Genomic DNA, 23848 nt, shown 5'->3' with positions numbered 1-23848 from the left:
CCAATCAAGGGAAACGAGGAAATTGACCGAAATCAGGTTTGCGTTTCTCTTTAAAGGAGTCACGGCCTTCCTTCGCTTCGTCCGTTGTGTAATAAAGGAGTGTAGCATCTCCAGCAAACTGTTGCAGCCCAGCAAGTCCATCCGTGTCAGCATTCATCGCTGCTTTTAAGAAGCGTAGAGCCGTTGGGCTTTTCTCAAGAATTTCTTCACACCATTTAATCGTTTCTTCTTCCACTTGCTCAAGTGGTACAACCGTATTAACAAGGCCCATGTCTAATGCTTCCTGAGCATTGTATTGACGGCATAAATACCAAATTTCGCGCGCTTTTTTATGACCGACAATTCGTGCCAAATAGCCAGAGCCATAACCAGCATCAAAGCTGCCAACATTCGGTCCTGTTTGACCAAAAACGGCATTATCTGCAGCAATGGTTAAATCACAAACAACATGTAATACATGTCCACCGCCAATTGCATATCCCTTAACCATCGCAATTACTGGCTTAGGAATAACACGAATTAAGCGTTGTAAATCAAGAACGTTAAGCCGAGGAATTTGGTCATCTCCAACATATCCTCCATGCCCACGTACCTTTTGGTCCCCACCTGAACAGAATGCCTTATCTCCTGCGCCTGTTAAGACAATCACCCCGACATTTGAATCATCACGAGCATAAGCAAAGGCATCAATTAATTCCGATACTGTTTTTGGTGTAAATGCATTATGTACATGTGGACGATTAATCGTGATTTTCGCAATTCCATTGTATGTTTCATATATGATCTCATCATATTGACGTCCTGCAACCCACTCTACTGACATACAGCAACCTCCGTCATATAAATTTTGTACTCTGTTCTTTTGCGTCAGAGCCATAATCTTTAGTTTAGGGTGTTTTCTTCAACTTCTCGCGTTCGACAAATACCCTTCTACTATTGTACCAAATTTTTCAGCATTCTCCACATGAATTGTATGTCCACAGTCTGAAACCGTAATCCATTCAGCATGATTGGCGATATTCTGCATCTTTTTTGCAATTTGACAAAATTTCCGATCCAACGCCCCAGTAATAAGCAGCATGTCGACTTTAAGATCAGAAAGCTCCAGCCACCATGATGGCTGTGAACCAGTACCCATGCCTTTTAAACTATTGGCTAAGCCTTGAGTTGAATTGAGTAACCGTTGTTCTCTTATTTGCTTCTGCCTTTCAATAGGAAGACGTTTCTGACTCGCAAACAAAGCAATGTTTTCCCAATAATCAACAAAATCCGCTATCCCCTTTTCTTCGATGAAGGCGGCAAGTTTTTCATCCTCTTTGATTCTTTGTTTTCGTTCAATATCTGACTCTAATCCTGGAGAGGCACTCTCCAGCACCAATTTTCTAACTTTGGTTGGATATTTAGCCGCAAAGGATAGCGCAAGCCTTCCCCCCATTGAATACCCGACAAAATCAGCTTTTTGAATTTTTAATTTCTCCATTAACAGGAATAGATCATCAACTACTGACAGCATATGATACCGTTCTAGCTCTTCAGGAGCATCGGATTTGCCATGGCCAATAATGTCGACCATAAACAATTTCGACTGTTTTCCCCATCGCTCTAAAAACGGAGTCCAATTTGAGCTATCACCAGTAAAGCCATGAAGCAGAATGGCTGGGAATCCATTACCATATGATTCGACATTATAGCGAACGCCGTCTATTACATGTCTCATGACAAGTCACCTTTCAAAAAACGACTTATTTCCCGGGAAACAAAATCCCACAAATCTCGATGTTCTTTTAAATTCGTGTCACGATTTGTCGTCATTTCCATTACTGATAATCCATTATTTTGCATATTTCGCAAGAAAGAGGAAGTAAAATGTTCCCAATCCAAAACAAGCTCATATGAGCCATTGTACATATGAATAACATGTTTGAAATCTAAATCTAATGGGGTTCCAAACAAGCGCTCAAAATTTTTACGGTGATTGGCTTGAGGTAGGAACGAAAAAATCCCGCCGCCATTATTATTAATCACAATAACTTTCATATTGAGATTGTAGAGCTTCGCTGCCATCAATCCATTTAAATCATGAAAAAAGGTCAAGTCTCCAACAACAAGATATAGTGGGTCAAGTACTGTTGATGCACCTAAAGCCGTTGAGACCGTCCCATCAATTCCGTTCGCCCCACGATTGGCCATAATTTTAATGGATTTTTTATTAAAATGGAAGAAAGAATCTAAATCACGAATTGGCATGCTATTCCCAACAAATAATGTTGCGCCCTCAGGGAGGACCTCTGAAAGCTGATGAAAAAGCTTGGCCTCACTTAACTGGGGAACCTCTCTAATTCTCAAAAGGTTTTCCTTTGTAAAATCGTTTATCTCTCGCCATTTTAAAAGAAACGAACTTGAACTCTTTTTCCCAACATAGTTAGCGATATCATCACAAAATGCAGATTCACTGCAGTAGATCATTGAAGTTGACAATAAAGAAGGGTCTCTATAGCCCGCTCCACTATCAACCACCCATTGTTCTGCGTCTTTATTTTCATTCAAAAATATCGTTAACGCTTTGGAAACAGGCATCGCCCCAAACCGAATAATAATGTCAGGCTTAAGAGCTTTTTTTGCATCCACGTTTCTTAAAAATGTATCGTATGTATCGATAATATTTGTTCCATCATGCTGTCCACTTCGCAGTTGTGAAAGCGGATCAGCAATGATCGGAAATTGCAACTGGTCAGCAAAGCGAGTAACCGCTTCAATAAATCGCTTCTCTTCAAGTGAACCACAAACAATGATTCCCTTTTCGTATTTCTTTAACTTTTCACCAAATTGCTCTATCAATTCCCTTTGCATAGTTGGAATCCCTTGGTGAATCGTCACATACCCTTCACCGCGCTTTTCAAGATGAAAAAGATTTTCCTGTTGTAGGTTCGGTACTAAAGGTTCCCGGAATGGGAAATTTAAATGCACTGGACCCGCTGGAGCTAAAGTAGCAGTAGCCGTCGCCCGTGCGCACACGCTGCGAACATAGCGTTGCATTTCCTCTGTCTGTTCCGGAACTGCCATCTCTACAAACCACTTCACGTGCTTGCCATACAAATGGATCTGATCAATGGCTTGCGGTGCCCCAACATCTCTTAGCTCATGAGGGCGGTCCGCCGTTAAAACGACTAATGGTACGCGTGAATAATACGCTTCCACAACTGCAGGGTAGTAGTTAGCAGCAGCCGTTCCTGAGGTGCACAATAATCCGACCGCTTTGCCTGATGCTTTCGCTATTCCAAGGGCAAAGAATGCTGCTGAGCGTTCATCTACATTAATATGAACCTGAAGCTCAGGATGCTCAGCCATTACCATGGCCATTGGTGTGGAACGAGAACCAGGGCTAACCACTACATCTGTTACGCCTGCTTGCACTAATTCCGCAACAAAAGCGGCTATATATGATGTTAATGCTTCTTGACTACTCATTTCCTAAACCTCCAAGTACGGATAGCATCGGCCGAAACTTAATGTTTGTTTCAGCATATTCACTTTCAGAATCAGAATCTGCAACAATTCCACATCCTGCAAATAGGGAGGCTTCGCTTCCTTGAATAAGAGCTGAACGAAGCGCAACAGCAAATTCACCATTACCCTGATAATCGAGCCAGCCAATCGGAGCTCCATAAAAGCCGCGATCCAATGCCTCAATCCTTCTTATTTTCTCCACCGCTTCTCTCTGAGGCAAGCCACCTAATGCTGGAGTTGGATGCAGTGAATCAACCACTTGCAATAATGTGCTATCCTCTAACGCCTCCCCTACGATAGGTGTATATAAATGTTGAATATCTCTCATTTTTAAAAGAGTCGGCTTTGTAGGAAGTTCGATCTGTTGACATACTTTATCCATGGCTGCTTTTATCATTTCTACCACATAATGATGCTCAATTAAATTTTTCTCATCGCTTAGCAATGCTTCACCTAAGCGCTCATCCTCTTCCTTCGTTTTCCCTCTAGCAATCGAGCCTGCCAAACAGGTAGAAAATAACTGATCATCTTCCTTTTTGACCAATCTTTCAGGAGAAGCACCAATAAAGCAGTCCCCGTTTGATTCTAGTGCAAAAGTGAAGCTTGCTTTTTGTTCTGTTAAAAGACGTGGAAGAACGAAATCAGCCGCTACTTTATCTTTAAAAAATATTCGCAGTTCTCTTGCCAGAACAACTTTTTTTAGTTGTCCTGCCTTCAGATCTGCAACTAGTTTTTGGACCGAATCTTTCCATTCATCAGGATTGACAACTTCCTCTTTCTTTAAAATCTGTGCCATTTCCAACTCTGCTGGCGAACTAGCAAATGAAAGAATAGTTTGTCTTTCACTAAGAACTTTTTTCCAAACTGTCATATCATCATGCTGCGTACATAAAACATTCGTCGTTAAATATGCCTCCCCGTCTACTAGCGTTAATAAAAATTGCGGAAGGTGAAATAAAGAATGGCTATATTGGGACCATAATGGGGTTTTCTCCTTCAGCGGATCGAAAGAAAATCCCCCAAATACTAACGGACCTGTCCCTCTTTTCCCCTCATCATTAAAAACAATCGCTTCCTTTATGAGGTCAGCCCAATCTTTTTCCACTGCTTCGAAACGGTCGGATAGTTGCTCATTTTGAATTTGCTTACAAATCCCCAAACCAATTAAATACGTTTGTTCATCCGGATCCTTCCAGAAAAAGCGTTCGCCATGAAAATTCTCTTTACCAGCAGAAAAAAAAGACAGCGGTTCTATATGTTCGACTTTCTGAACTTCACTTACTAATATGGGGGCCAAACTTTTTTTGGCTTTCTTAATCGCTTGTTCAATCCCTTTTTTCAGTTCCGTTTCAAGTATCGTAACCAAAAAATCCCCTCCAATAAAAAGGCTCTTTATGTAATGTTGCATTCCTATAAGATCATAAAATGATCATAACAACATGAAATTGCTTTCATAAAAGCTATGTTTAACAACATTCTTGCTTAATTGTATCGTTCTAGCTCATTTTTACTGCATCAAAAAAAGCGGTAGTATCCTCACAAAGCGTGAAAATCAACAGCATCGTCTAACATAGCTTTCATAAAAAATAATAACAGTCTTTCCCTGCTTTATCTAGAATACAAACTTATTTTAAAATACACCTCTACCTATTGAAATGTCAATGACAGCAGTCACTTTCTCCCGACTATTTACCTTATTATATTATTGACATGCTTTTACTATATAATCATAGTATTCACTACTGGTAACTTTGTCCTATAATAACTGTAAAAAGCCATTGACACCCTTCTCTTGATTGCCTAAACTTGAATTTGGATGTTATCCAACTTGAAATTGATGTAAGTGTTACTAATATTTATTTTATACGATCATTCATTCCAATTACGACTCTTTGATTTTTTAGATGCATGAAAAAGGAGAGGGAGAGACATGCAAACAGAGACAAAGATAAGTTACCCACCTATGTCTCCAAACAAAAGCTGGAGGGTTTGGTGGAAACTGACTAGGCCCCATACGTTGACAGCTGCATTCGTTCCTGTTTTACTAGGAACAGCTTTAGCGATCCACGAGACAACGATTCATGTGGGATTATTTCTGGCGATGCTTGTAGCAAGCTTACTCATTCAAGCTGCGACGAACATGTTTAATGAGTACTACGATTATAAAAGAGGACTCGATACAGAAGAATCTGTCGGTATAGGCGGAACCATCGTTCGTGATGGAGTCAAGCCGAAAACGATTATGCAAATTGCATTAAGCCTTTACGGAATCTCTATTTTGATTGGCGTCTATATTTGCATGAGTACATCATGGTGGTTAGCTGCCATTGGATTATTTTGTATGATTATTGGCTATCTTTATACAGGAGGGCCACTGCCAATTGCCTATACGCCATTTGGTGAAATTTTCGCCGGCTTCTTTATGGGAATGGGAATTATATTAATTAGTTTTTATATCCAGGTTGGCACGGTCACAACAGCAAGTATCTTGATTTCAGTCCCAATTTTTATCCTTGTTGGGGCGATTCTGCTAGCAAACAATATTCGGGACTTGGACGGTGACAAGGAATTCGGTCGAAAAACACTCGCGATTTTATTAGGAAGGAAACATGCAATCTTTTTATTAGCTGCAATGTTTACCGTCTCCTATGCTTGGATTTTCGCTTTAATGATGATCGGTTATTCTTCCGTTTGGTTAGCACTCGTCGTCTTGAGTATTCCAAAAGCTGTAAAAGCAACAAAAGGATTTATCGGTAAAACTTTACCGATTCAGATGATGCCCGCTATGCAATCTACAGCACAAACAAACACGATCTTTGGATTTCTATTAACCATTGGACTATTCATTGATTATTTTATCAATTAATAGAAAAGGATTTGAGAGGTGTGATTGAACATCTCTCTTTTTTATACCCTTTTTCACTTCCACCGTTATCGACAGATTCTCTCATCGAAATTTGACAATTTACTAATCATTTGTAAAAACAAGGAATAAATTACTACTATTTTATTTTTATTACATATTTTACTAATTTCATATAGTTCATTCTTTTCATTTTTTGTAAAGCTCTTTATATGTCTGTAACGTTACATCCGATTTACAGGGGAATTACAGACAAAGGAACTAAAAACGACAGGGAATAAATTACTGATAACTGAAAGGAAGACATTACCAATCTACTGTTTTTGAATTTTCTGACATTTAATCGCTATAATTCGACAGGATTTCTCCTTCTCAGCCTATATAGTAATTTGTAACATTCATGATTTGACATTATGCACACAAAGTGGAAAGGAGGATCGTACATCTCGCTACACTAAAGCAATTATTCGAGAGGAGGAGCTAGGTTGAAGAGATATTTAAGTATACTACTCACATTTCTAATGCTTGTGTCTTTAGCAATACCAAGTACAGGTTTCGCTGAAACAAAGGAAGTTAGTCGAGCATTAAAGAACAGTAATCAAATCGCTCAATCAAAAATAAGCACGCACCTCATTGAAGAATTTACAAAGAACAAAGGGAAAGTAACATTTTTAGTAAAATTCAAAGAAAAAGCAGATGTACAAAAAGTTGCTAAAAACGCTATTAACACGGCAAAAAAGAATGGGTTATCATCAACAAATATTGAATATGCACAACGCTCAGCTGTTGTTTCTGAACTTAAATATACTGCGTTAACTACCCAGGATAGTGTGAAGCAATTCCTCGATAAACAATTAGAAGAAGGCGCTGTCACTGACTATGAGTCGTTTTATATCGTCAATGCCATTGCCGTTACTGGAACAAAAGAAGTCGCTGAAAAAATTGCTCATTTTCAAGAAGTTGAAAAACTACTCCCAAACGAGGAAAGAAAATTAATTGAAGCGACCGTTGATAAAAAAGCTGAACCTGTTCAATCCAAGGTTCAAAATATCGAATGGAACGTTGAGCGGGTCGGCGCCCCTGATGTCTGGAATCTTGGCATCGACGGATCTGGCATCGTTGTCGGTGCAATCGATACAGGTTCACAATGGGATCATCCAGCATTAAAAGAAAAATATAGAGGGTACAATGCCGCCACAGGTGAAGTTGACCACACGTATAGCTTCTTTGATGCTGTAAACGGACGGGCTGCTGCATACGATGATCATGGACACGGTACTCATGTTACCGGTACAATGGTCGGAAGCGAGCCAAACGGAACAAATCAAATTGGAGTTGCTCCTGGAGCAAAGTTTATTCATGCTAAAGCCTTAAACGCTGCTGGAGGTGGGACAGATGCTCAGCTAATCGCAGCTGGTCAATGGATGCTAGCTCCTGGTGGAGATATCACGAAAGCTCCAGATGTTGTCAATAACTCTTGGGGTGGCGGTAGAGGACTAGATGAATGGTATCGCGATATCGTAAGAGCATGGCGCGCTGCTGACATCTTCCCAGAATTTTCTGCTGGAAATACAACATTAACGAATCCAGGAGGTCCAGGGTCTGTTGCAGTACCTGCTAACTACCCTGAATCATTTGCAACTGGAGCTACTGATTCAAACAATAATTTAGCAAGCTTTTCATTACAGGGTCCTTCTCCGTACAATGAGATTAAGCCAGAAATTTCAGCTCCTGGCGTCAACATACGTTCATCTGTACCAGGAAGCGGCTATGAAGGCGGATGGAACGGAACATCAATGGCTGGTCCAGCAGTTGCCGGCGTCGTCGCCTTATTATTACAAGCAAATTCCAGTTTATCTGTTGATGAACTTGAAGAGGTGCTACTCAACACCGCAACGCCTCTGACCAATAGCCAGTATCCAGAGTCCCCGAACAATGGATTTGGCCATGGTTTAGTCAATGCTTTTGATGCAGTCTCATCGATGATTGATGGATTAGGGACGATTGAAGGCTCTGTAACGATGGAAGGAGAAGATACAGAGGCACCTGTATTAGAACATACTCCTTCCGAGGAAGTTTACTCAAAAATGGATTTAGACCTAACTGTTTTGGCTAGTGACAATATTAGCGTTACTTCTGTCACTGTCGATTACGTTAATGCAGAAGGAAAGGAAGGCTCTGTTCAAGCTAAAAGAACATCCGGTGACTTCAAGTCCGGTTCCTTTGTTGCCACTATCCCAGGTGAAGATGTGGTAGAAGGAGCCCTCTCCTACACGATAACAGTGAACGATTTTGGAAATAACTCCGTTACAAGTGAACAATACGAAACAAATGTTATAGGTGGAATCACAGTCGGATATGAAACCGACTTTGAATCAGAGCCTATTGGTTGGACTAGTTACGGTGAAAATAATTCTTGGGCTCGTGGCATTCCAACTTCAGGACCTGGTGGAGCAATTTCAGGTGAACACGTATTTGCCACTAATCCTGAAGGAACATACAACAACAATGAAAACTCGACATTACTGATGCCACCCATTGATTTACCTGAAGGCAATGCCTATCTACAGTTTGAACATTGGTACAACATTGAGAACAATTGGGACTTCGCACACGTCTTTATCTCAACTGATATGCAACAATGGACTCAAGTGCTACGTCTAACGAATATTCAAAACGAATGGTCTCCCGTTGAAATAGATTTATCCCAATATGCTGGCGATAGAGTCTATGTTGCCTTTAATTTAGATACGGACAGCAGCGTAGTCAGAGATGGCTGGTATATTGATGATGTAACCCTGTCCAGTACATCTATAAATATAAAAGAACCTGCTGGAAGCATTACAATACCAAAAGAAACAGCGAAGGATACCACAAAAGAAAAAAATGCTGAAAAAGTGGATCCTAATAAAATTCGCCCTAACCTATCCAAAAACGATCAAGTAGAATTAATTGAAAAAGAACTTTCAAATCTGCCAGTTAGCGCAAGAGTATCTGTATTAGAGAATGGCAGATCTGCAGCGACCAACCCAGCAGATGGAAGCTTTTCTTTCATTCATCCAGCCGGTGATTTTACATTGGTTGCTGAATCATACGGTTTCCGTTCAGAAGAGCAAGCTGTAACCGTTGAAGCCGATCGAGTTTCCACCGCTCATTTTGTTCTTGAAGAACTACCAAAAGCAACAATCAGTGGAACTATTACAAGTGCCAATTCTGGTGAAGCAGTCGAAGGTGCAACCCTCCTACTTGTGGAGGACGCCAATATAACGCCAGTACAAACCGACGCTGAAGGAAACTATCGCTTAACTGCTTATGAAGGCACGTATACGTTAAAAGTTGCTGCACGAGGATTTATTGCCAAAGAATTAGAAGTGAATTTTAATGAAAATAAAGAAGTAAATATTGAACTTGAACCTTTATTCACTTATCCTGGTGGAGAAATCGGCTATGATGATGGCACTCCAGAAAATGCTCGCGCCTATTACGATGCGGGGAATAAATGGGGGGTTCGCATGTCCCTACCAGAAGGTGAAGAAGAGGCCATTGTAACAGATGGCGTTTTCCAATTCCATGGAACAGATTGGCCATCTCCTGGAGCTACTGAATTTGCCGTCGAAGTTTGGGATGCTACAGGTCCTGACGGCTTACCTGGAAAAAAATTAGCAGGCCCTATTGAGGCCGAAGCAATTCGAGACTTAAACCAGTGGACTGTAGTAGATCTTCGTGACGAAAATATTCAGGTTTCAGGTGATTTCTACATGGTATACGTCCAAACTGGAGCCAATCCTAATACTCCTGGTCTAGCTACCGATGAAAATGGACCATACGCAGGGAGAAGCTTCCAGTCAGTTGCTGGCACTTGGTCCCCATCCCCTTCTAGTGAAGGAAATTATATGATTCGCGCTCGAGTGGATTATGAGGTTCAAGCTGTTCAAATCACCTCCCCTTCCGATGGCTACATGACAAACGAACCAGCGATCGAAGTTGAAGGGAAAGCCTCACCAACAACAACCATTTCTTTGCTGAACAACGGGGAGGAAGTTGAAGAAGTAACAATTGGAGAAGATGGTACATTTAAAATTCCAGTTACATTAAACGAAGGTGAAAATGAACTACAAGCAGTTAATTATTTAAATGGAGAACGGGCAAATGAATCTGAAACTGTCACCGTCATTCTCGATACAGAAGCACCACAATTAACGATCACGAGCCCAACAAACGGGGAGAAGATCAATCGCGAAACCGTTACAGTTGAAGGAGAAGTAGTTGACCCCCATTTAGATTATGTCGAAGTAAATGGGCAAAAAGCTACTGTTACTGACGGCCGTTACGCAAAACGAATTTTATTAGAGGAAGGCTCAAACAATATCGAAGTGAAGGCCATCGACTTAGCAGGAAACTCTGAATCTAAATCAATTACTGTTGAAGTTGACTATACCGCACCAACGATTACGAACTTAACTCCTACAAAAGATCGGGACGTCTCGGTTGGTCAGACAGTCGTCATTGAATTTGATAGCGAACCGAATTTAAAAGCAAGGTTCTCCATCTTAATGCCATTAACCGATATTGGTGATGTCCAAAATGCAACCGAATTGCCGATGATGGAAACAGATGATGGACATTATGTTGGCTATTGGACGGTTCCTAATAATATTGAAGGCAAAGGAGCTGTAATCGAAGTAAATGTTACAGACAGCTTCGGTAATGTTACTCGCGCTAAAGCTGAAGGAAAATTAAATATCGTCAAAAAAGGAAATAGCAACGGAAGCGTAAATGGGAAAAATTAATTCTCAATAACCTAAATTGATAATAGAATTTGGAGAGGTCTTTCAGCGATGAAGACTTCTCCTTATTCTATTTCTATTCACCTGTAGAAGGATACAATTCTCTCAAAAATTCAACGGATGCGACAATTAACTCCTTTAAAACCTCTTCATCAATGTCTGCCACTTTATTAATATAAACACACGCCTTGCCTGTCGTGTGCTTTCCAAATCTCTTAAGTAACTCATCCCTTTTTGACTCGCCTGGGGCAAAATATAAGCTAATTTTCGCTTTACGTGGAGAAAAGCCCACTAAGGGAGCATCGCCTTCATGCCCGGAAGCATATTTATAATGATACTTGCCAAATCCAATAATACTTGTTCCCCACATTTTCGCTTTATAGCCTGTTACATCTGAAAAAATATCCAGTAATCGATACGCGTCCTCTCTTTTTTTCGAACTCTCCATATTTTCAATAAACTCTAGAACACTATGATCATTTTCTTTTGTTTTTAGCTCATACATCATGAACGCTCCTAAAGTATGACTTGTACTTTCCATTCTATTCTATTTTATGAAAGTAAGGCAATTTTAAAATTACCACTTAAGGTAAAAAACAAGCATCGTCTCGGACTATAAAAATAAGGATGATAATGGCTAAAAATGAGGGAAAGATTTAGTTGTAATTTGGTTTATTTATTAATAAATGTGCATAATGATTCATTTAAAGAAAAAAAGCTGCTATCAAAAAGTCCTTTTGGTACTGCACCCCATATTAACTCTAACTTCTGGGGTGCAGTACCTTTAACAACCTTTTGACACAGCTTCTTTTTCCCTATTTCACAATCGCAACAAATTTTTCTGCTTCTTTCGTTACTGCCTCATAATCTCCTGTGCTCGCTCCTTTTGTTAAGCTTGAGCCTGTTCCGATTGCGTAAGCGCCATTTTTGATCCATTCATTTGCATTTTCTACCGTGACACCGCCGCTTGGCATGAAATTCCCTTGTGGAAGCGGTCCCTTAAAATCTTTAATGACACTTGGTCCGAAAGCTCCTCCTGGAAAGACCTTAATAACATCTGCTCCTAATTCCAATGCCGTTAATGCTTCCGTCGGTGTCATCACACCTGGCATTACAGTAACTCGGTATCGATGACACATCGTAATGACTTTAGGTGAAAGATTTGGACCGACAATAAATTTAGCTCCTGCTAAAATGGCTAGACGTGCTGTTTCAGGGTCTAACACTGTTCCGGCACCAACTATGACATCCCCTCCAACGTACTTTGCCGATAATTTTTTGATAAGCTCCAACGCCCCTGGAACGGTCATCGTTAACTCTAAAAATTTGATGCCTCCCTGATGAATGGCTTCACTAATAAGGAATCCTTGTTCTTCATTTGGCGCACGAATGACAGCAATAACTTTTTCCTCTTTCATCTTTGCTAAAACTTCAATTTTATCCATAAATGTTCATCCCTTATGTTTATTTAAAATTGGCTAGAATATTTTCTACTGCCATTAAGCTCATTTTATTAACTGCATCCACACTTGAAGCGGCAGCATGTGCTCCTAAAATGATATTTTCCAGTTCAAGCAGTTCTATTTTTTCAGGTGGTTCCTTCTTGAAAACATCAAGACCAGCTCCCCATATTCGCTTATTTTTTAAAGCATCATAAAGCGCGTCTTCATCAATAAGTTCCCCGCGAGCTGTATTGACCAACACAGCCGTTTCTTTCATCATGTTAAATTCCTTCTCACTGAGCAAATTAACTGTTTCTCGTGTTGCGGGTAAGTGCAAGGTGATAAAATCGCTCTCTTTAATAAGCGTTTCAAAATCAACATAGGTTGCATTATATTCTTGTGCGAATTCATCATCTGGGTAGACATCGTAAGCAAGAATTTTCATATCAAAGCCACACGCTCTTTTAATGACATCCTTCCCAATCGCACCAGTACCGATGACGCCAAGTGTTTTTCCATGTATACCGATACTTGTTTTTTTGCCCCAATTCAATGCACGGCATGATTTATCTATTTCTACTATTCTTCTCGCAATCGCTAACATAAGGGCGAACGTAAAATCTGCAACTGAGTCAGAATTTGCATTGCGGGTAACCGTAACGGGGATGTTATGCCCCTTGCAAAACTCAATATCAATATTATCTGTACCTACGCCGTACTTTGAGATCACTTTTAAGTTTTTGGCACACGAAAGTACCTCTCTATTCAACGGATCAATACCAATAATAACTGCGTCAACATCGGCGATTTCCTTTTTCATTTCTTCTTCTGTCAAAATTCTCCCATATGGATTTTCGACAACTTCATAACCATTCGCAATTAAAATTCTTTTCGCCTCATCACTGTGCTTTCCAAATGATCGTGGAGTAATTAATACTTTAGGCATCCGTTCCCCTCCTCTCTCTATTTCTTTTAGAAGAACACGATGTTAAACGGAAATATCTTTCGACAGCAGCTAACGTTTCAAACGTTTTCGGCGAGAATCTATCGATCACTTCAGAATCCTTCACAAAATCTGGTACAAAAAATGCTTGGACTCCTGCCTTGTAAGCCGCCTCAATTCCCGCAGGTGAATCTTCAAGTACAACGGCACCCTTCGGATTCACTTTTGCCCGAGTGCAAACTTCGAGAAATATGTCCGGACTTGGTTTACCTCGTGCCACTTCCTCTCCAGAAACATATAAATCAATAAATGGAAGTGTATGCGAAACTGTTAGAAATCTGTTGATTACCTCAGTCGAACTGGATGATGCAACCGCAATCTTTATACCCTTGGATGTCAAAAATTGAAGCAACTCGTCCAACCCTTCTTTTTTAAAATGAGGCCCTTTAATAAACGAACTTTCTAATTCATGCTTTTGAGAACGCATATATGCTCGCCATTCCTGCACAGGTTGATCTGGATAATACTCAGCCATTTTACGGATAATATCTTGATTAGTAATCCCAATAAACTGCTCAAATAACGCTCTTTCAAATGGGAAGCCATAATAGTGAGAGGTTATCTGCCACGCTTCATAGGCCAATTTTTCCGTATCAAACATTAAGCCATCCATATCAAAAATAACTAAAGATGGAAGTTCCAAGCTGATTCTCCTTTCGTTTGAATAGATGTTTACTCAGTACTTTCCTATGATAAATTACCTCGAAACAACTCAAGATTTACCACGTTATCCGGCTGTTCTTTTTGAATGACCCTTTCAACATCAGAAACTACTTTCTCACCCATTCCTCTCAAACATTCCATTGTATATGCCGAAGTGTGTGGCGTTACAAGAACATTGTCATATTGGAAAAATGGATGGGTTTTATCAACTGGTTCCCCCTCTAAAACATCTGTAGCCAGTCCAGCGATTTTACCGCTCTCCAACGCACGCAACACAGCATCCTGCTCCCATAGTTCTCCACGTGCCGTATTAGTGATATATACGCCTTTTTTCATTAAGGCAAACTCTCTATCAGAGAGAAGATGATAGCTTTTCTGATCAACATATGCATTTAATGAAAGAATATCGGACTGAATTAATAACTCCTCTAATGCAACAGCTTCCGCTCCCTTTCGTTCTAACTGCTCTTTTGTTTGATAAGGATCGTAAGCAAGTACTCTAGCATTAAATCCATATTTAAAGATCTCACCAACCCGACTTCCTATATTGCCTAATCCTATAACACCAACTGTTTTATCAGTGATTTGCCGTCCGACAAACTGAGCCCGCTCAACCCATCGTCCTTCTTTTGCTGCTGTCGCGGCTGAAACCGTCTTCCTTACCACTGCCAACAAGTTCGTAACGGCATTTTCAGCTACCGCATCTCTTTCTACTAAAGCGGAGACAACTGTCACAATCGTACCCTTTTCTGTCGCTGCTTCAATGTCTATATTGTTATAACCAATACCATGCCGTGAAATGATCCACGTCTCGTCTTTATGTTCAAAAAATTCCCTCGTAAAAAAGGGAGTGACACTAGAAATAATGATATTAAAGCCATGTAATTTTTCAGCTAATTCTTTCCCCATAATATCTATATGAAAGGTAAATCTTTCAACTTCCCCAAGTTTTTTAAGACGCTCTAGTTGCCAAGGGAACTTTTCTCCAAAACTACTTGAATTGACAATTGCAATTTTATTTCCCATTGCTTTTATCCCTTTCTACTTCTATCAAACTGAAGAAATATCTTACCTTGTAGAGCAAGACACTAACTAAGGTAAGTTTGATTCCATCGTTATTTTTTAATCGCTTTTAATCCTTCAGTAAAAGAAACTCTTTTACTATCTGGTACAGTTTGAAAAAAAACTTCAATCCCTCTATCATCTAAACTCTTTAAACATTCAACATCATCATTCGTTAAAGCGACGGTTGGGATCACAAATTGGGCATCTCCTTTTTTAGAAACTCCCCCTATATTAAGCCTACTAACAGGAAGCCCGCTTTCAACCGCTTCTTTCACACTGGCAATATGTTTAAATAATAAAACAACGCTGTCATTTCCAAATTGATCACAATTCCATTTCTCCACAACCTCATTATTGCTGTATACTTGAATCTTCAGCCCAGATGACGAATTCGTATTAATATAAATATCTTTCATAAATTCATCTGCTGCTGTTTCATCATCAATAACATAGAGCGCATTCGTACCTAAGCCTTTTGACCATTTTGTCATGACTTGTCCATGGATTAAGCGCTCGTCAACCCTTACCAAATTAATTTTCCCCATACAGACCTCCCTTTCGACACTAAAATTTACTTCTTTAAAAAGCTCCGATTCAAATGATAGATTCCAGCAACACTTGTTCCTCGCACCGTTTCGATTAATTTTGTTGTGTCTTCTTCTGATTGAAACAAAGTCAATAATTCAATTAACATCGGCATATTGACTCCAGTTAATATATGCAAATCAAACTTGCTCAGCAGAGATAACGATACATTTGAAGGACTTCCCCCTAACAAATCGACAAGAATGACTGTTTCTAATCCCCTTTTTTCATTCTCCGCTACGAGCGCACTAGCTTCTTCACGCAAATCATCTACTGATGCGCTTGGTTTAAGCGCTAATGCACATAAATTTTCCTGCGGTCCCATAATCATTTCCGCACTTTTTATGAGCTCCTTGCCGAACTCCCCATGCGTAATCACTAAAATCGCACGCTTTGCCATATTCCCGCTCCTTTATTCTGTAGGAAACTTAACAAAAGTAAGTCGCCCACGTCCTATCATTTAAAATGATTTATACTCCATTACCGTTTTCAAAACAAAAGCTTATAAAATTCGAATTGCACCAAGGACAATTAATGTACCAGTTAGCCATAAAAGCCCTCTTGTAATATTGAATCCTTTCTTATCAAAGTATAAATAAACACCTAATACGGTTAATAACGGCAATAAACCTGGTAAGATCGAATCCAAAATATCCTGCAGAACGAATTCCTTTTCAGATAGTGTAAAAGAGAGTGAACTACTCACTTTTACATACGACCCGGCCAAGATCCCCATCATGAATAACCCAAGCACAGATAATGCATCAATCATCGTTTTAATTCGACTACCAGCTAAAATTTCTTTTGCAGCATTGCGACCTAAACCGTAGCCCATTCTAACGAAATAGTAGCCATACAAATATGTGACGAGCGTAAAGCAAATGAACGGAAACAATGCACCAATTGGACTACCTGCCATTGCCCATGGCAGAGCTATGGCAATAAAAATATATTGAACGGTACCAGAGTCAATCGCATCTCCAATACCAGCTAAAGCTCCCATCAACCCTACTTTTGTATTGTTAATCATATCAGGGCTCGGCGCTTCATCTTCCTTCCCTTCCGCAAACGCTTTTGCACGGGATTCCTCAAGAGATGCTGTAATACCTGTCAGCGTCCCTCCACCCCAAATCGCTTGTGTATTAAAAAATAATAAATGTCTTTGGTATGCTTCGCTTAAATCTTTTTTATCTTTATATAATTTCTTTAAAATTGGCATCATCCCAAATAAAAACGATGGCGCGACCATTCTGTCAAATGTATGAGGAATTTCATTTGCCCACCACCATCGTGACCAAGCTTTAAGCAAATCTTTCTTGGTGATTGGCTCTGGATAATTCTCCGGAGTTTGTCTCTTTTCTTCCGTATTCATCTGTCATCCCACCTTTTAAGTTTTTACGCCGGTTCCTTTCTTCTCGTGAATAACACATATAGACCAGCTAAAATGGCTCCAAAAATCGCATAAGTTACCGTGTTGATTTCGAGGCCCTTTAAAGCAACACTCATAAAATAGGCAAGGAAGAAAAATAAAAGTAATTCCTTTTTGCCAATTACGTGCATAATAACAGCAATTCCAAGAGCCGCAAGACCACCGCCAACCACTTCTAAAACGTGAATAACCGGCCCGTCGCTAATAGAATTAACAAAATCAGCAACAACTGGTGCTCCAAAGTAAAGAGCCACAAACACTAATGGAACATAAAGAATAAAGCTTATTACAATTGGAATAATGATTACGGAAGTAAAAATTCCTCTGTCATTGACTTCTGCTGCATACTTGTCCAATATGCGTAATGCAAACGTATTTAAAAAGAAGCGAAATTGATAAGCATAGCTGCCTAAAATTCCAACTGGCACCGCAATCGCCACTGCCTTTTCTGGAGTGAAGTCACCTAGGACAGCGACAGTTACAGCAATAGCTGCGGCAATCGCAGGTTCACTCGGTAAAGCTCCACCTGGCGCTACCGCTCCCATATAAACTAATTGAATAGCTGCTGTAATAATCATTGCTTCTGTTATATGTCCTGTCACTATCCCCACAACCAGACCTGTCATTAATGGGCTAAAGCGCAAAGTTAAGGTAGCATAGCCAATCCCACGGGACATAACAATCGCTACCCAAATGGCTATTATTAGTGCTTGACCAACGGAAAGTGTTGCCATTTGTTTGATCACTCCCTCGTATATTTAAATGTTATTAATTTCACAAACTACTACAATACTCTCCTCCTTCCCATAAAAATAGAAGTAAAACCACCATATTTATACAAAATTACTTCTTTACCACACTGTGTCCCCCAAATTCATTTCGCAGAGCGGCGACCACTTTTGCTGAGAAGCTATCTTCTTCTAAAGAACGATTTCTCATCATAAGCGACAAGGCAATAACCGGTACAGGAACTTCTAACTCAAAGGCTGCTTCTACCGTCCATTTCGCCTCGCCTGACGATGCCACCATTCCACGAATATGTTCAAGTTCAGCATCTTTTTCGAAAGCAGATGCAGTCAGTTCCATTAGCCAGCTGCGAATGACAGAACCATTGTTCCAAACTGAAGCCACTTCTGCCAAATCAAAATCGTAGCGACTTTGATTCAGCACTTGAAAGCCCTCACCAATCGCTTGCATAAAACCGTATTCAATTCCGTTATGAACCATTTTTAAGAAATGACCACTTCCAGATTCCCCCGCATATAAGCATCCTCCTTGAATGGAAATTGCTTTAAAAATTGGCTCCAGCCGTTCAAAAACGTCGCGTCTGCCACCGATCATTAAACAAGCTCCTCCATTAGCACCAGCGATGCCTCCTGATGTTCCAACGTCTAAAAAATAAATTCCCTTTTCATTAGCCTGGGCTGCACGCCGGACGGAGTCCTTATAATGCGCATTTCCTCCATCAATCACGATATCATCCGCTTTCATTTTTTGGAGGAGTTCATCTATTACCATTTCGCTAGATTTCCCCGCAGGTACCATAACCCATACCACTCTTGGATACGGCAGATTTGCCAGCATTTGCTCGATGCTATCCACAATGTGTAGACCTTTATCTTTTGCTGCTATTCTTGCTTCGCTAGATCGATCAAAACCATAGACAGAATGGCCATTGTTTGCTAAGTTTAACGCAAGGTTATATCCCATTTTCCCTAAACCAATCATGCCAATTTGCATCAAATCACTCCTTGTTAAAAACAAGTTGTATATCATTGCTCACTTTATGCACAGTAAAATAGGCAGGTCGCAAGTCTGCGATTCATCCATGCAGTCAGATGACATTATTTTTCTAAACTTTTTGTAGACGTCTTTCAGAATATCTTAAAGTGGATCGGGCAATACGGATGCCCCAACACTAGAACATTTGTTACAGCACACAAGGAGCATCGAATGTAAAGCAAAACTTTAGTTGCCCTATGCTACAATGTAAAGCTGATTGTAGCTAATCAATAAACCAGTTATTCGAATTACTTTGGAGCTTTCATTTCATACCAAGAATGGAACAAAATTGCTATTAGTTTCCCCCTGTCCATTCTGACATGGGACAATCTAATAAATCTGTGTCATTTACAGCTAGGAGCGATTCAGTATATGAAGCCTCGCTCTCTGATTGATAAACGTATAAGTATGAGTGAGCAAAGCTCCTTTTGTTTATGATACTGATATGAAGGCGCGGCCAAACAAACACGCATATACGTGTGATTAAAATCAACCCAATGTAGACATACGTATGCCTTTATTTCCAAACTAAATCAAAGCAGAATGCAAGGAGCCCTTTTCTAAGAAAACATATTATTCATAGCACTTTAACTTAGGTGTCAAGCAATTAAATTAAAAATACGCAATTTCATATTTCACAAAAAATATTTGCAGCTATTTAGCACCGGTGAACAAATATCATTTGTTAATTAAAATTATACACGTTTTTACGTGTGAGTTAACAAAAATAATCGAATTTTCGTATATAAACACGTATTTTCGTACGAAAGGAGAAAAAATTGGTGAAAAATATCGAAAATATTGGAGAGCGGATCAAATTATTAAGAGATAAACATGGATTATCTCAGGCTGCTTTTGCAAAAAGAATTGGTGTTTCCGCTGGAAATGTTGGAGACTGGGAAAGCGAGAAAAAGAAATCTCTGCCTGGCGCCAAAGCTATCTATGCAATTACGAAGGAGTTTGACGTAACTGCGGATTGGCTGCTGACTGGAAAGGAATACGTAGTGGATTCACTGTTTAATAACGGAAATATCGTGATCCAGGATGATAAACCTGCAATCAGTCCCTCCAAAGACAGAGGAACTACGAACAACACAGATACGAAAGAAATCGTGAATCTAACGGCAGAAGCAAAAGAGTTAATTACGATATTTAACAGCTTAAATAAGCGTGACGCTGCTGAATTATTAATGATTGCCCGGATGAAAAAAGAACTCGGTAACGGATAAAAGAAGGGCGCTAATGATGAAGATATCCTTCATCATTAGCGCCCTTCTTAAACTCCTGTGCGAGTAATAGTAATGTCGTCTCTTATTTCAGTTCTCGTCTATTTAATATAGAAAAGAGTTGCGGGGTTAGATGTCTTTATACTTAAAAGTTTGTTTCCAAATTCAATAAATTTTTAGAGACTAAAACCAGCTCATTTAGTGTAGAACGATAAAAAAAACTGTTGACCTAATGTCAACAGCTTTTTTTATGACCCGTACGGGATTCGAACCCGTGTTACCGCCGTGAAAGGGCGGTGTCTTAACCACTTGACCAACGGGCCTGAAATGGCGGAGAAGGAGGGATTTGAACCCTCGCGCCGGTTACCCGACCTACACCCTTAGCAGGGGCGCCTCTTCAGCCACTTGAGTACTTCTCCATATGGCTCCGCGGGTAGGATTCGAACCTACGACCGATCGGTTAACAGCCGATTGCTCTACCACTGAGCTACCGCGGAAAATTATTATTTCATTCCTCTACCTTGATTACTTTCTGATTGTCCTCATCTCAGAATGCTAGTTCAAGTAGCAGCTCGATGAGTACAACTCGCAACACATTCATGATGCTTTTGCTCGTTGCTCTACCACTGAGCTACCGCGGAATACGATACAAATCTCATGTTCTAGCTTCTATAAATTACAAAAGCAAAGATGGTGGGCCTAAATGGACTCGAACCATCGACCTCACGCTTATCAGGCGTGCGCTCTAACCAGCTGAGCTATAGGCCCCTTTTGGAGCGGGTGATGGGAATCGAACCCACGACAACAGCTTGGAAGGCTGTGGTTTTACCATTAAACTACACCCGCATATTGAAAGCTTCTTTACTTCACTAACGCTTCGTAAAAAAGCTTTGATGGCTCAGGACGGAATCGAACCGCCGACACAAGGATTTTCAGTCCTTTGCTCTACCGACTGAGCTACTGAGCCATCATGATATTAATCCTACATATAGTTGGTCATTGTCCTTCGCCCTCATCTCAGAATATTTTTCAAGATGATGCTCGATGAGTGCGCTGGATGTTTATCCTTGCCGTTTATTCATCGTGCTCTACCGACTGAGCTACTGAGCCAACATATGTAAATGGCGGTCCGGACGGGACTCGAACCCGCGACCTCCTGCGTGACAGGCAGGCATTCTAACCAACTGAACTACCGGACCAAAGCTTTTTCGACGTAGGAGAAAAAAGCTTTCCTCTGTCTTTTTCGACGTAGGAGAAAATAGCTTTCCTCTGTCTTTTTCAACGTTAAGTGAAAATAACTTTTTCTTTATCCTTTCGACGAAAGAAAAATATCTTTCTTTATTTCCTCAAGTCTTATTTAATTGAAAAAGTCGATTGCGGAGGCAGGATTTGAACCTGCGACCTTCGGGTTATGAGCCCGACGAGCTACCAGACTGCTCCACCCCGCGATAATAGTATATACCTAGATAAGCACATGCTACTAGATAGCTTATTGACTGTCCCGATTTCAGTATGCTTACTCAAGGAAGCACTTCAATCGGTACAACTCGCAGTTTACTCAGTGAAGTAACGCTTGTTGCTCCACCCCGCGATAATAGTAAAAGTGATATGGCGGAGGAAGAGGGATTCGAACCCCCGCGCGGTTTAACCCGCCTGTCGGTTTTCAAGACCGATCCCTTCAGCCAGACTTGGGTATTCCTCCGAAATATTATAAGTTGTTTTGCTTATGCAAAAAATAGTGGTGGACCTTGTAGGACTCGAACCTACGACCGGACGGTTATGAGCCGTCTGCTCTAACCAGCTGAGCTAAAGGTCCAATAAAGCTTTGTGGTAAAATATTGGTAGCGGCGGAGGGGATCGAACCCCCGACCTTACGGGTATGAACCGTACGCTCTAGCCAGCTGAGCTACACCGCCAAAGATACTTTGATAAATACTCACTTGATTATGAGTCATTATTAGAATAAATAGTTATTGGTGGAGCCTAGCGGGATCGAACCGCTGACCTCCTGCGTGCAAGGCAGGCGCTCTCCCAGCTGAGCTAAGGCCCCATTAGTATAGTGGTCGGGAAGACAGGATTCGAACCTGCGACCCCTTGGTCCCAAACCAAGTGCTCTACCAAGCTGAGCTACTTCCCGTTCTATGGCGCGCCCGAGAGGAGTCGAACCCCTAACCTTTTGATCCGTAGTCAAACGCTCTATCCAATTGAGCTACGGGCGCAATATACAGTCAATTTCACTACTGCAAAAATACTTTAATGCCGAGGACCGGAATCGAACCGGTACGGTAGTCACCTACCGCAGGATTTTAAGTCCTGTGCGTCTGCCAGTTCCGCCACCCCGGCTAATAAATGGAGCGGAAGACGGGATTCGAACCCGCGACCCCCACCTTGGCAAGGTGGTGTTCTACCACTGAACTACTTCCGCATCATAAAAGGTTTAAAAGTGCGGGTGAAGGGAGTCGAACCCCCACGCCTTGCGGCGCTAGATCCTAAGTCTAGTGCGTCTGCCAATTCCGCCACACCCGCATGTTAAATCATAAGTTCTTTTTACTGATGCATATTAAAGAAAGTTAATTTCTCCTACGTCGTAAAAACTATGGTGAGCCATGAAGGACTCGAACCTTCGACCCTCTGATTAAAAGTCAGATGCTCTACCGACTGAGCTAATGGCTCTAAAGTAAATATGTGCTACTATCAAATTTTCAACTTTGAGATATAGAGCATCTACGATGTCCCCACCTCAGAAAGTTAACTCAAGCAGCAGCTCGATGGGTACAACTCGCAGCAAATTCATAGATGAATTGCTCGTTGCTCTACCGACTGAGCTAATGGCTCTAAATGGTGCCGGCCAGAGGACTCGAACCCCCAACCTACTGATTACAAGTCAGTTGCTCTACCAATTGAGCTAGGCCGGCATATATTAAGACGAAAAAATAAAGAGGTACATTATTTTCGCTAACGCGAAAAAATGTTGGTGGAGGATGACGGGATCGAACCGCCGACCCCCTGCTTGTAAGGCAGGTGCTCTCCCAGCTGAGCTAATCCTCCGAAATAGTAATTTATAATTTATTATTAAACAGCCCGGCAACGTCCTACTCTCACAAGGGGACAGCCCCTAACTACCATCGGCGCTGAGAAGCTTAACTTCCGTGTTCGGTATGGGAACGGGTGTGACCTTCTCGCCATTGTCACCGGACCAGTTTAAATTATCAAGACAAATTCTATTATAATGGTTTTAACTTTTTTTTCAAGTAGAATTTTAAAAGAATTTTCGTTCATAAATTCTAATTGTCAAAAATAATTAAAACTTCCTTATCATAAGCTGTTTATGTAACCTGAGAGCATAGCAATATGAAAATTATTGCACCCTCAAAACTAGATAATGGATGAAGAAGAGAAATTACAGAGAATCTTATCAAGCGGATTTTTTCCACTTTTATTTGGTTAAGTCCTCGAACGATTAGTATCAGTCAGCTCCACATGTCACCATGCTTCC

At 40.7% G+C, this 23848-nt stretch carries 17 protein-coding genes, 20 tRNA genes and 1 rRNA gene; 3 read left to right on the top strand and 35 right to left on the bottom strand.

Annotation, left to right across the window (positions count from 1 at the left end; genetic code table 11):
• Positions 1 to 4 precede the first annotated feature (4 nt).
• The 4 genes from menB to PZE06_RS14525 all read right to left on the bottom strand — a co-directional run bounded on the left by menB (position 5) and on the right by PZE06_RS14525 (position 4873).
• A complete protein-coding gene (gene menB, locus PZE06_RS14540) occupies positions 5 to 823 on the bottom strand; it encodes a 1,4-dihydroxy-2-naphthoyl-CoA synthase (RefSeq protein WP_095312641.1) in 819 nt (272 codons plus the stop codon).
• Between the two features lie 78 nt (positions 824 to 901).
• Complete coding sequence (menH, locus tag PZE06_RS14535; protein ID WP_150916878.1) at positions 902 to 1717, bottom strand: 2-succinyl-6-hydroxy-2,4-cyclohexadiene-1-carboxylate synthase; 816 nt, start codon at positions 1715 to 1717, stop codon at positions 902 to 904.
• Positions 1714 to 3468, bottom strand: coding sequence for a 2-succinyl-5-enolpyruvyl-6-hydroxy-3-cyclohexene-1-carboxylic-acid synthase (menD, locus tag PZE06_RS14530; protein WP_150916880.1), 1755 nt, complete (start codon positions 3466 to 3468; stop codon positions 1714 to 1716). Before menD ends, menH begins: the two co-directional genes overlap by 4 nt.
• Positions 3461 to 4873, bottom strand: coding sequence for an isochorismate synthase (locus tag PZE06_RS14525; protein ID WP_225310702.1), 1413 nt, complete (start codon positions 4871 to 4873; stop codon positions 3461 to 3463). Before PZE06_RS14525 ends, menD begins: the two co-directional genes overlap by 8 nt.
• A 564-nt stretch (positions 4874 to 5437) precedes the next feature.
• Here PZE06_RS14525 and PZE06_RS14520 point away from each other — a divergent pair.
• Positions 5438 to 6373 carry a 1,4-dihydroxy-2-naphthoate polyprenyltransferase gene (locus tag PZE06_RS14520; RefSeq protein ID WP_150916884.1) on the top strand — a complete coding sequence of 312 codons (936 nt, stop codon included), beginning with the start codon at positions 5438 to 5440 and terminating at the stop codon, positions 6371 to 6373.
• Positions 6374 to 6891: 518 nt separating this feature from the next.
• Entirely contained in the window at positions 6892 to 11160 is a 4269-nt protein-coding gene (locus PZE06_RS14515; RefSeq protein ID WP_150916912.1) for a S8 family serine peptidase, read from the top strand.
• A gap of 73 nt (positions 11161 to 11233) precedes the next feature.
• On the opposite strand, the gene PZE06_RS14510 is transcribed toward PZE06_RS14515, so the two are convergent.
• From PZE06_RS14510 to gnd, 10 genes are all read right to left on the bottom strand, one after another.
• Positions 11234 to 11662, bottom strand: coding sequence for a DUF1801 domain-containing protein (locus PZE06_RS14510; RefSeq protein ID WP_150916886.1), 429 nt, complete (start codon positions 11660 to 11662; stop codon positions 11234 to 11236).
• Positions 11663 to 11972: 310 nt separating this feature from the next.
• Positions 11973 to 12602, bottom strand: a complete 630-nt coding sequence (locus tag PZE06_RS14505) for a bifunctional 2-keto-4-hydroxyglutarate aldolase/2-keto-3-deoxy-6-phosphogluconate aldolase (protein WP_150916888.1) — start codon at positions 12600 to 12602, stop codon at positions 11973 to 11975.
• 19 nt (positions 12603 to 12621) lie between these two features.
• On the bottom strand, positions 12622 to 13545 hold the full coding sequence (locus PZE06_RS14500; protein WP_150916890.1) for a phosphoglycerate dehydrogenase: 924 nt from the start codon (positions 13543 to 13545) through the stop codon (positions 12622 to 12624).
• Positions 13538 to 14245, bottom strand: a complete 708-nt coding sequence (locus tag PZE06_RS14495) for an HAD family hydrolase (RefSeq protein ID WP_150916892.1) — start codon at positions 14243 to 14245, stop codon at positions 13538 to 13540. The genes PZE06_RS14500 and PZE06_RS14495 overlap by 8 nt, the downstream gene beginning before the upstream one ends.
• A 44-nt stretch (positions 14246 to 14289) precedes the next feature.
• Positions 14290 to 15291 carry a D-isomer specific 2-hydroxyacid dehydrogenase family protein gene (locus PZE06_RS14490; protein ID WP_150916894.1) on the bottom strand — a complete coding sequence of 334 codons (1002 nt, stop codon included), beginning with the start codon at positions 15289 to 15291 and terminating at the stop codon, positions 14290 to 14292.
• An 89-nt stretch (positions 15292 to 15380) separates the two neighbouring features.
• Positions 15381 to 15875 carry a PTS sugar transporter subunit IIB gene (locus PZE06_RS14485; RefSeq protein ID WP_150916896.1) on the bottom strand — a complete coding sequence of 165 codons (495 nt, stop codon included), beginning with the start codon at positions 15873 to 15875 and terminating at the stop codon, positions 15381 to 15383.
• Between the two features lie 26 nt (positions 15876 to 15901).
• Entirely contained in the window at positions 15902 to 16315 is a 414-nt protein-coding gene (locus PZE06_RS14480; protein ID WP_150916898.1) for a PTS sugar transporter subunit IIA, read from the bottom strand.
• A 102-nt stretch (positions 16316 to 16417) separates the two neighbouring features.
• Positions 16418 to 17287, bottom strand: coding sequence for a PTS system mannose/fructose/sorbose family transporter subunit IID (locus PZE06_RS14475; RefSeq protein WP_150916900.1), 870 nt, complete (start codon positions 17285 to 17287; stop codon positions 16418 to 16420).
• Positions 17288 to 17310: 23 nt separating this feature from the next.
• Positions 17311 to 18078 carry a PTS mannose/fructose/sorbose/N-acetylgalactosamine transporter subunit IIC gene (locus tag PZE06_RS14470; RefSeq protein ID WP_150916902.1) on the bottom strand — a complete coding sequence of 256 codons (768 nt, stop codon included), beginning with the start codon at positions 18076 to 18078 and terminating at the stop codon, positions 17311 to 17313.
• A gap of 109 nt (positions 18079 to 18187) precedes the next feature.
• The gene (gnd, locus tag PZE06_RS14465) at positions 18188 to 19084 is read right to left on the bottom strand and encodes a phosphogluconate dehydrogenase (NAD(+)-dependent, decarboxylating) (RefSeq protein ID WP_150916904.1); all 897 of its coding nucleotides are present in this window, start codon (positions 19082 to 19084) and stop codon (positions 18188 to 18190) included.
• Between the two features lie 824 nt (positions 19085 to 19908).
• On the opposite strand from gnd, the gene PZE06_RS14460 reads away from it, so the two are divergent.
• The gene (locus tag PZE06_RS14460; protein ID WP_191963242.1) at positions 19909 to 20355 is read left to right on the top strand and encodes a helix-turn-helix domain-containing protein; all 447 of its coding nucleotides are present in this window, start codon (positions 19909 to 19911) and stop codon (positions 20353 to 20355) included.
• 248 nt (positions 20356 to 20603) lie between these two features.
• Here the strand turns inward: PZE06_RS14460 and PZE06_RS14455 are convergent.
• The 21 genes from PZE06_RS14455 to rrf all read right to left on the bottom strand — a co-directional run bounded on the left by PZE06_RS14455 (position 20604) and on the right by rrf (position 23548).
• Positions 20604 to 20675 (bottom strand) — tRNA-Glu (locus PZE06_RS14455).
• Between the two features lie 5 nt (positions 20676 to 20680).
• Positions 20681 to 20771: transfer RNA gene (locus PZE06_RS14450), tRNA-Ser, on the bottom strand.
• A 3-nt stretch (positions 20772 to 20774) separates the two neighbouring features.
• Positions 20775 to 20849 (bottom strand) — tRNA-Asn (locus tag PZE06_RS14445).
• A gap of 194 nt (positions 20850 to 21043) precedes the next feature.
• A tRNA-Ile gene (locus PZE06_RS14440) sits at positions 21044 to 21120 on the bottom strand.
• 4 nt (positions 21121 to 21124) lie between these two features.
• Positions 21125 to 21198 (bottom strand) — tRNA-Gly (locus tag PZE06_RS14435).
• 48 nt (positions 21199 to 21246) lie between these two features.
• Positions 21247 to 21319 (bottom strand) — tRNA-Phe (locus PZE06_RS14430).
• Positions 21320 to 21474: 155 nt separating this feature from the next.
• Positions 21475 to 21551 (bottom strand) — tRNA-Asp (locus PZE06_RS14425).
• A 175-nt stretch (positions 21552 to 21726) separates the two neighbouring features.
• A tRNA-Met gene (locus PZE06_RS14420) sits at positions 21727 to 21800 on the bottom strand.
• Between the two features lie 161 nt (positions 21801 to 21961).
• A tRNA-Ser gene (locus tag PZE06_RS14415) sits at positions 21962 to 22054 on the bottom strand.
• A 37-nt stretch (positions 22055 to 22091) separates the two neighbouring features.
• Positions 22092 to 22168 (bottom strand) — tRNA-Ile (locus PZE06_RS14410).
• Between the two features lie 23 nt (positions 22169 to 22191).
• Positions 22192 to 22268: transfer RNA gene (locus PZE06_RS14405), tRNA-Met, on the bottom strand.
• 58 nt (positions 22269 to 22326) lie between these two features.
• A tRNA-Ala gene (locus PZE06_RS14400) sits at positions 22327 to 22402 on the bottom strand.
• A gap of 10 nt (positions 22403 to 22412) precedes the next feature.
• Positions 22413 to 22489, bottom strand: a tRNA-Pro gene (locus tag PZE06_RS14395).
• A gap of 5 nt (positions 22490 to 22494) precedes the next feature.
• Positions 22495 to 22571: transfer RNA gene (locus tag PZE06_RS14390), tRNA-Arg, on the bottom strand.
• A 38-nt stretch (positions 22572 to 22609) separates the two neighbouring features.
• Positions 22610 to 22695: transfer RNA gene (locus tag PZE06_RS14385), tRNA-Leu, on the bottom strand.
• Positions 22696 to 22702: 7 nt separating this feature from the next.
• Positions 22703 to 22777: transfer RNA gene (locus PZE06_RS14380), tRNA-Gly, on the bottom strand.
• 19 nt (positions 22778 to 22796) lie between these two features.
• Positions 22797 to 22878 (bottom strand) — tRNA-Leu (locus tag PZE06_RS14375).
• A gap of 71 nt (positions 22879 to 22949) precedes the next feature.
• Positions 22950 to 23025, bottom strand: a tRNA-Lys gene (locus PZE06_RS14370).
• A 166-nt stretch (positions 23026 to 23191) separates the two neighbouring features.
• Positions 23192 to 23267 (bottom strand) — tRNA-Thr (locus PZE06_RS14365).
• Positions 23268 to 23324: 57 nt separating this feature from the next.
• A tRNA-Val gene (locus PZE06_RS14360) sits at positions 23325 to 23400 on the bottom strand.
• A 31-nt stretch (positions 23401 to 23431) separates the two neighbouring features.
• A 5S ribosomal RNA gene (rrf, locus tag PZE06_RS14355) occupies positions 23432 to 23548 on the bottom strand.
• Between the last annotated feature and the right edge of the window lie 300 nt (positions 23549 to 23848).

It is taken from the genome of Robertmurraya sp. DFI.2.37, assembly GCF_029211245.1.
GTDB classification, from domain to species: domain Bacteria; phylum Bacillota; class Bacilli; order Bacillales; family Cytobacillaceae; genus Robertmurraya; species Robertmurraya methanolica_A.
This window is presented reverse-complemented; position numbering and strand designations above follow the sequence as displayed.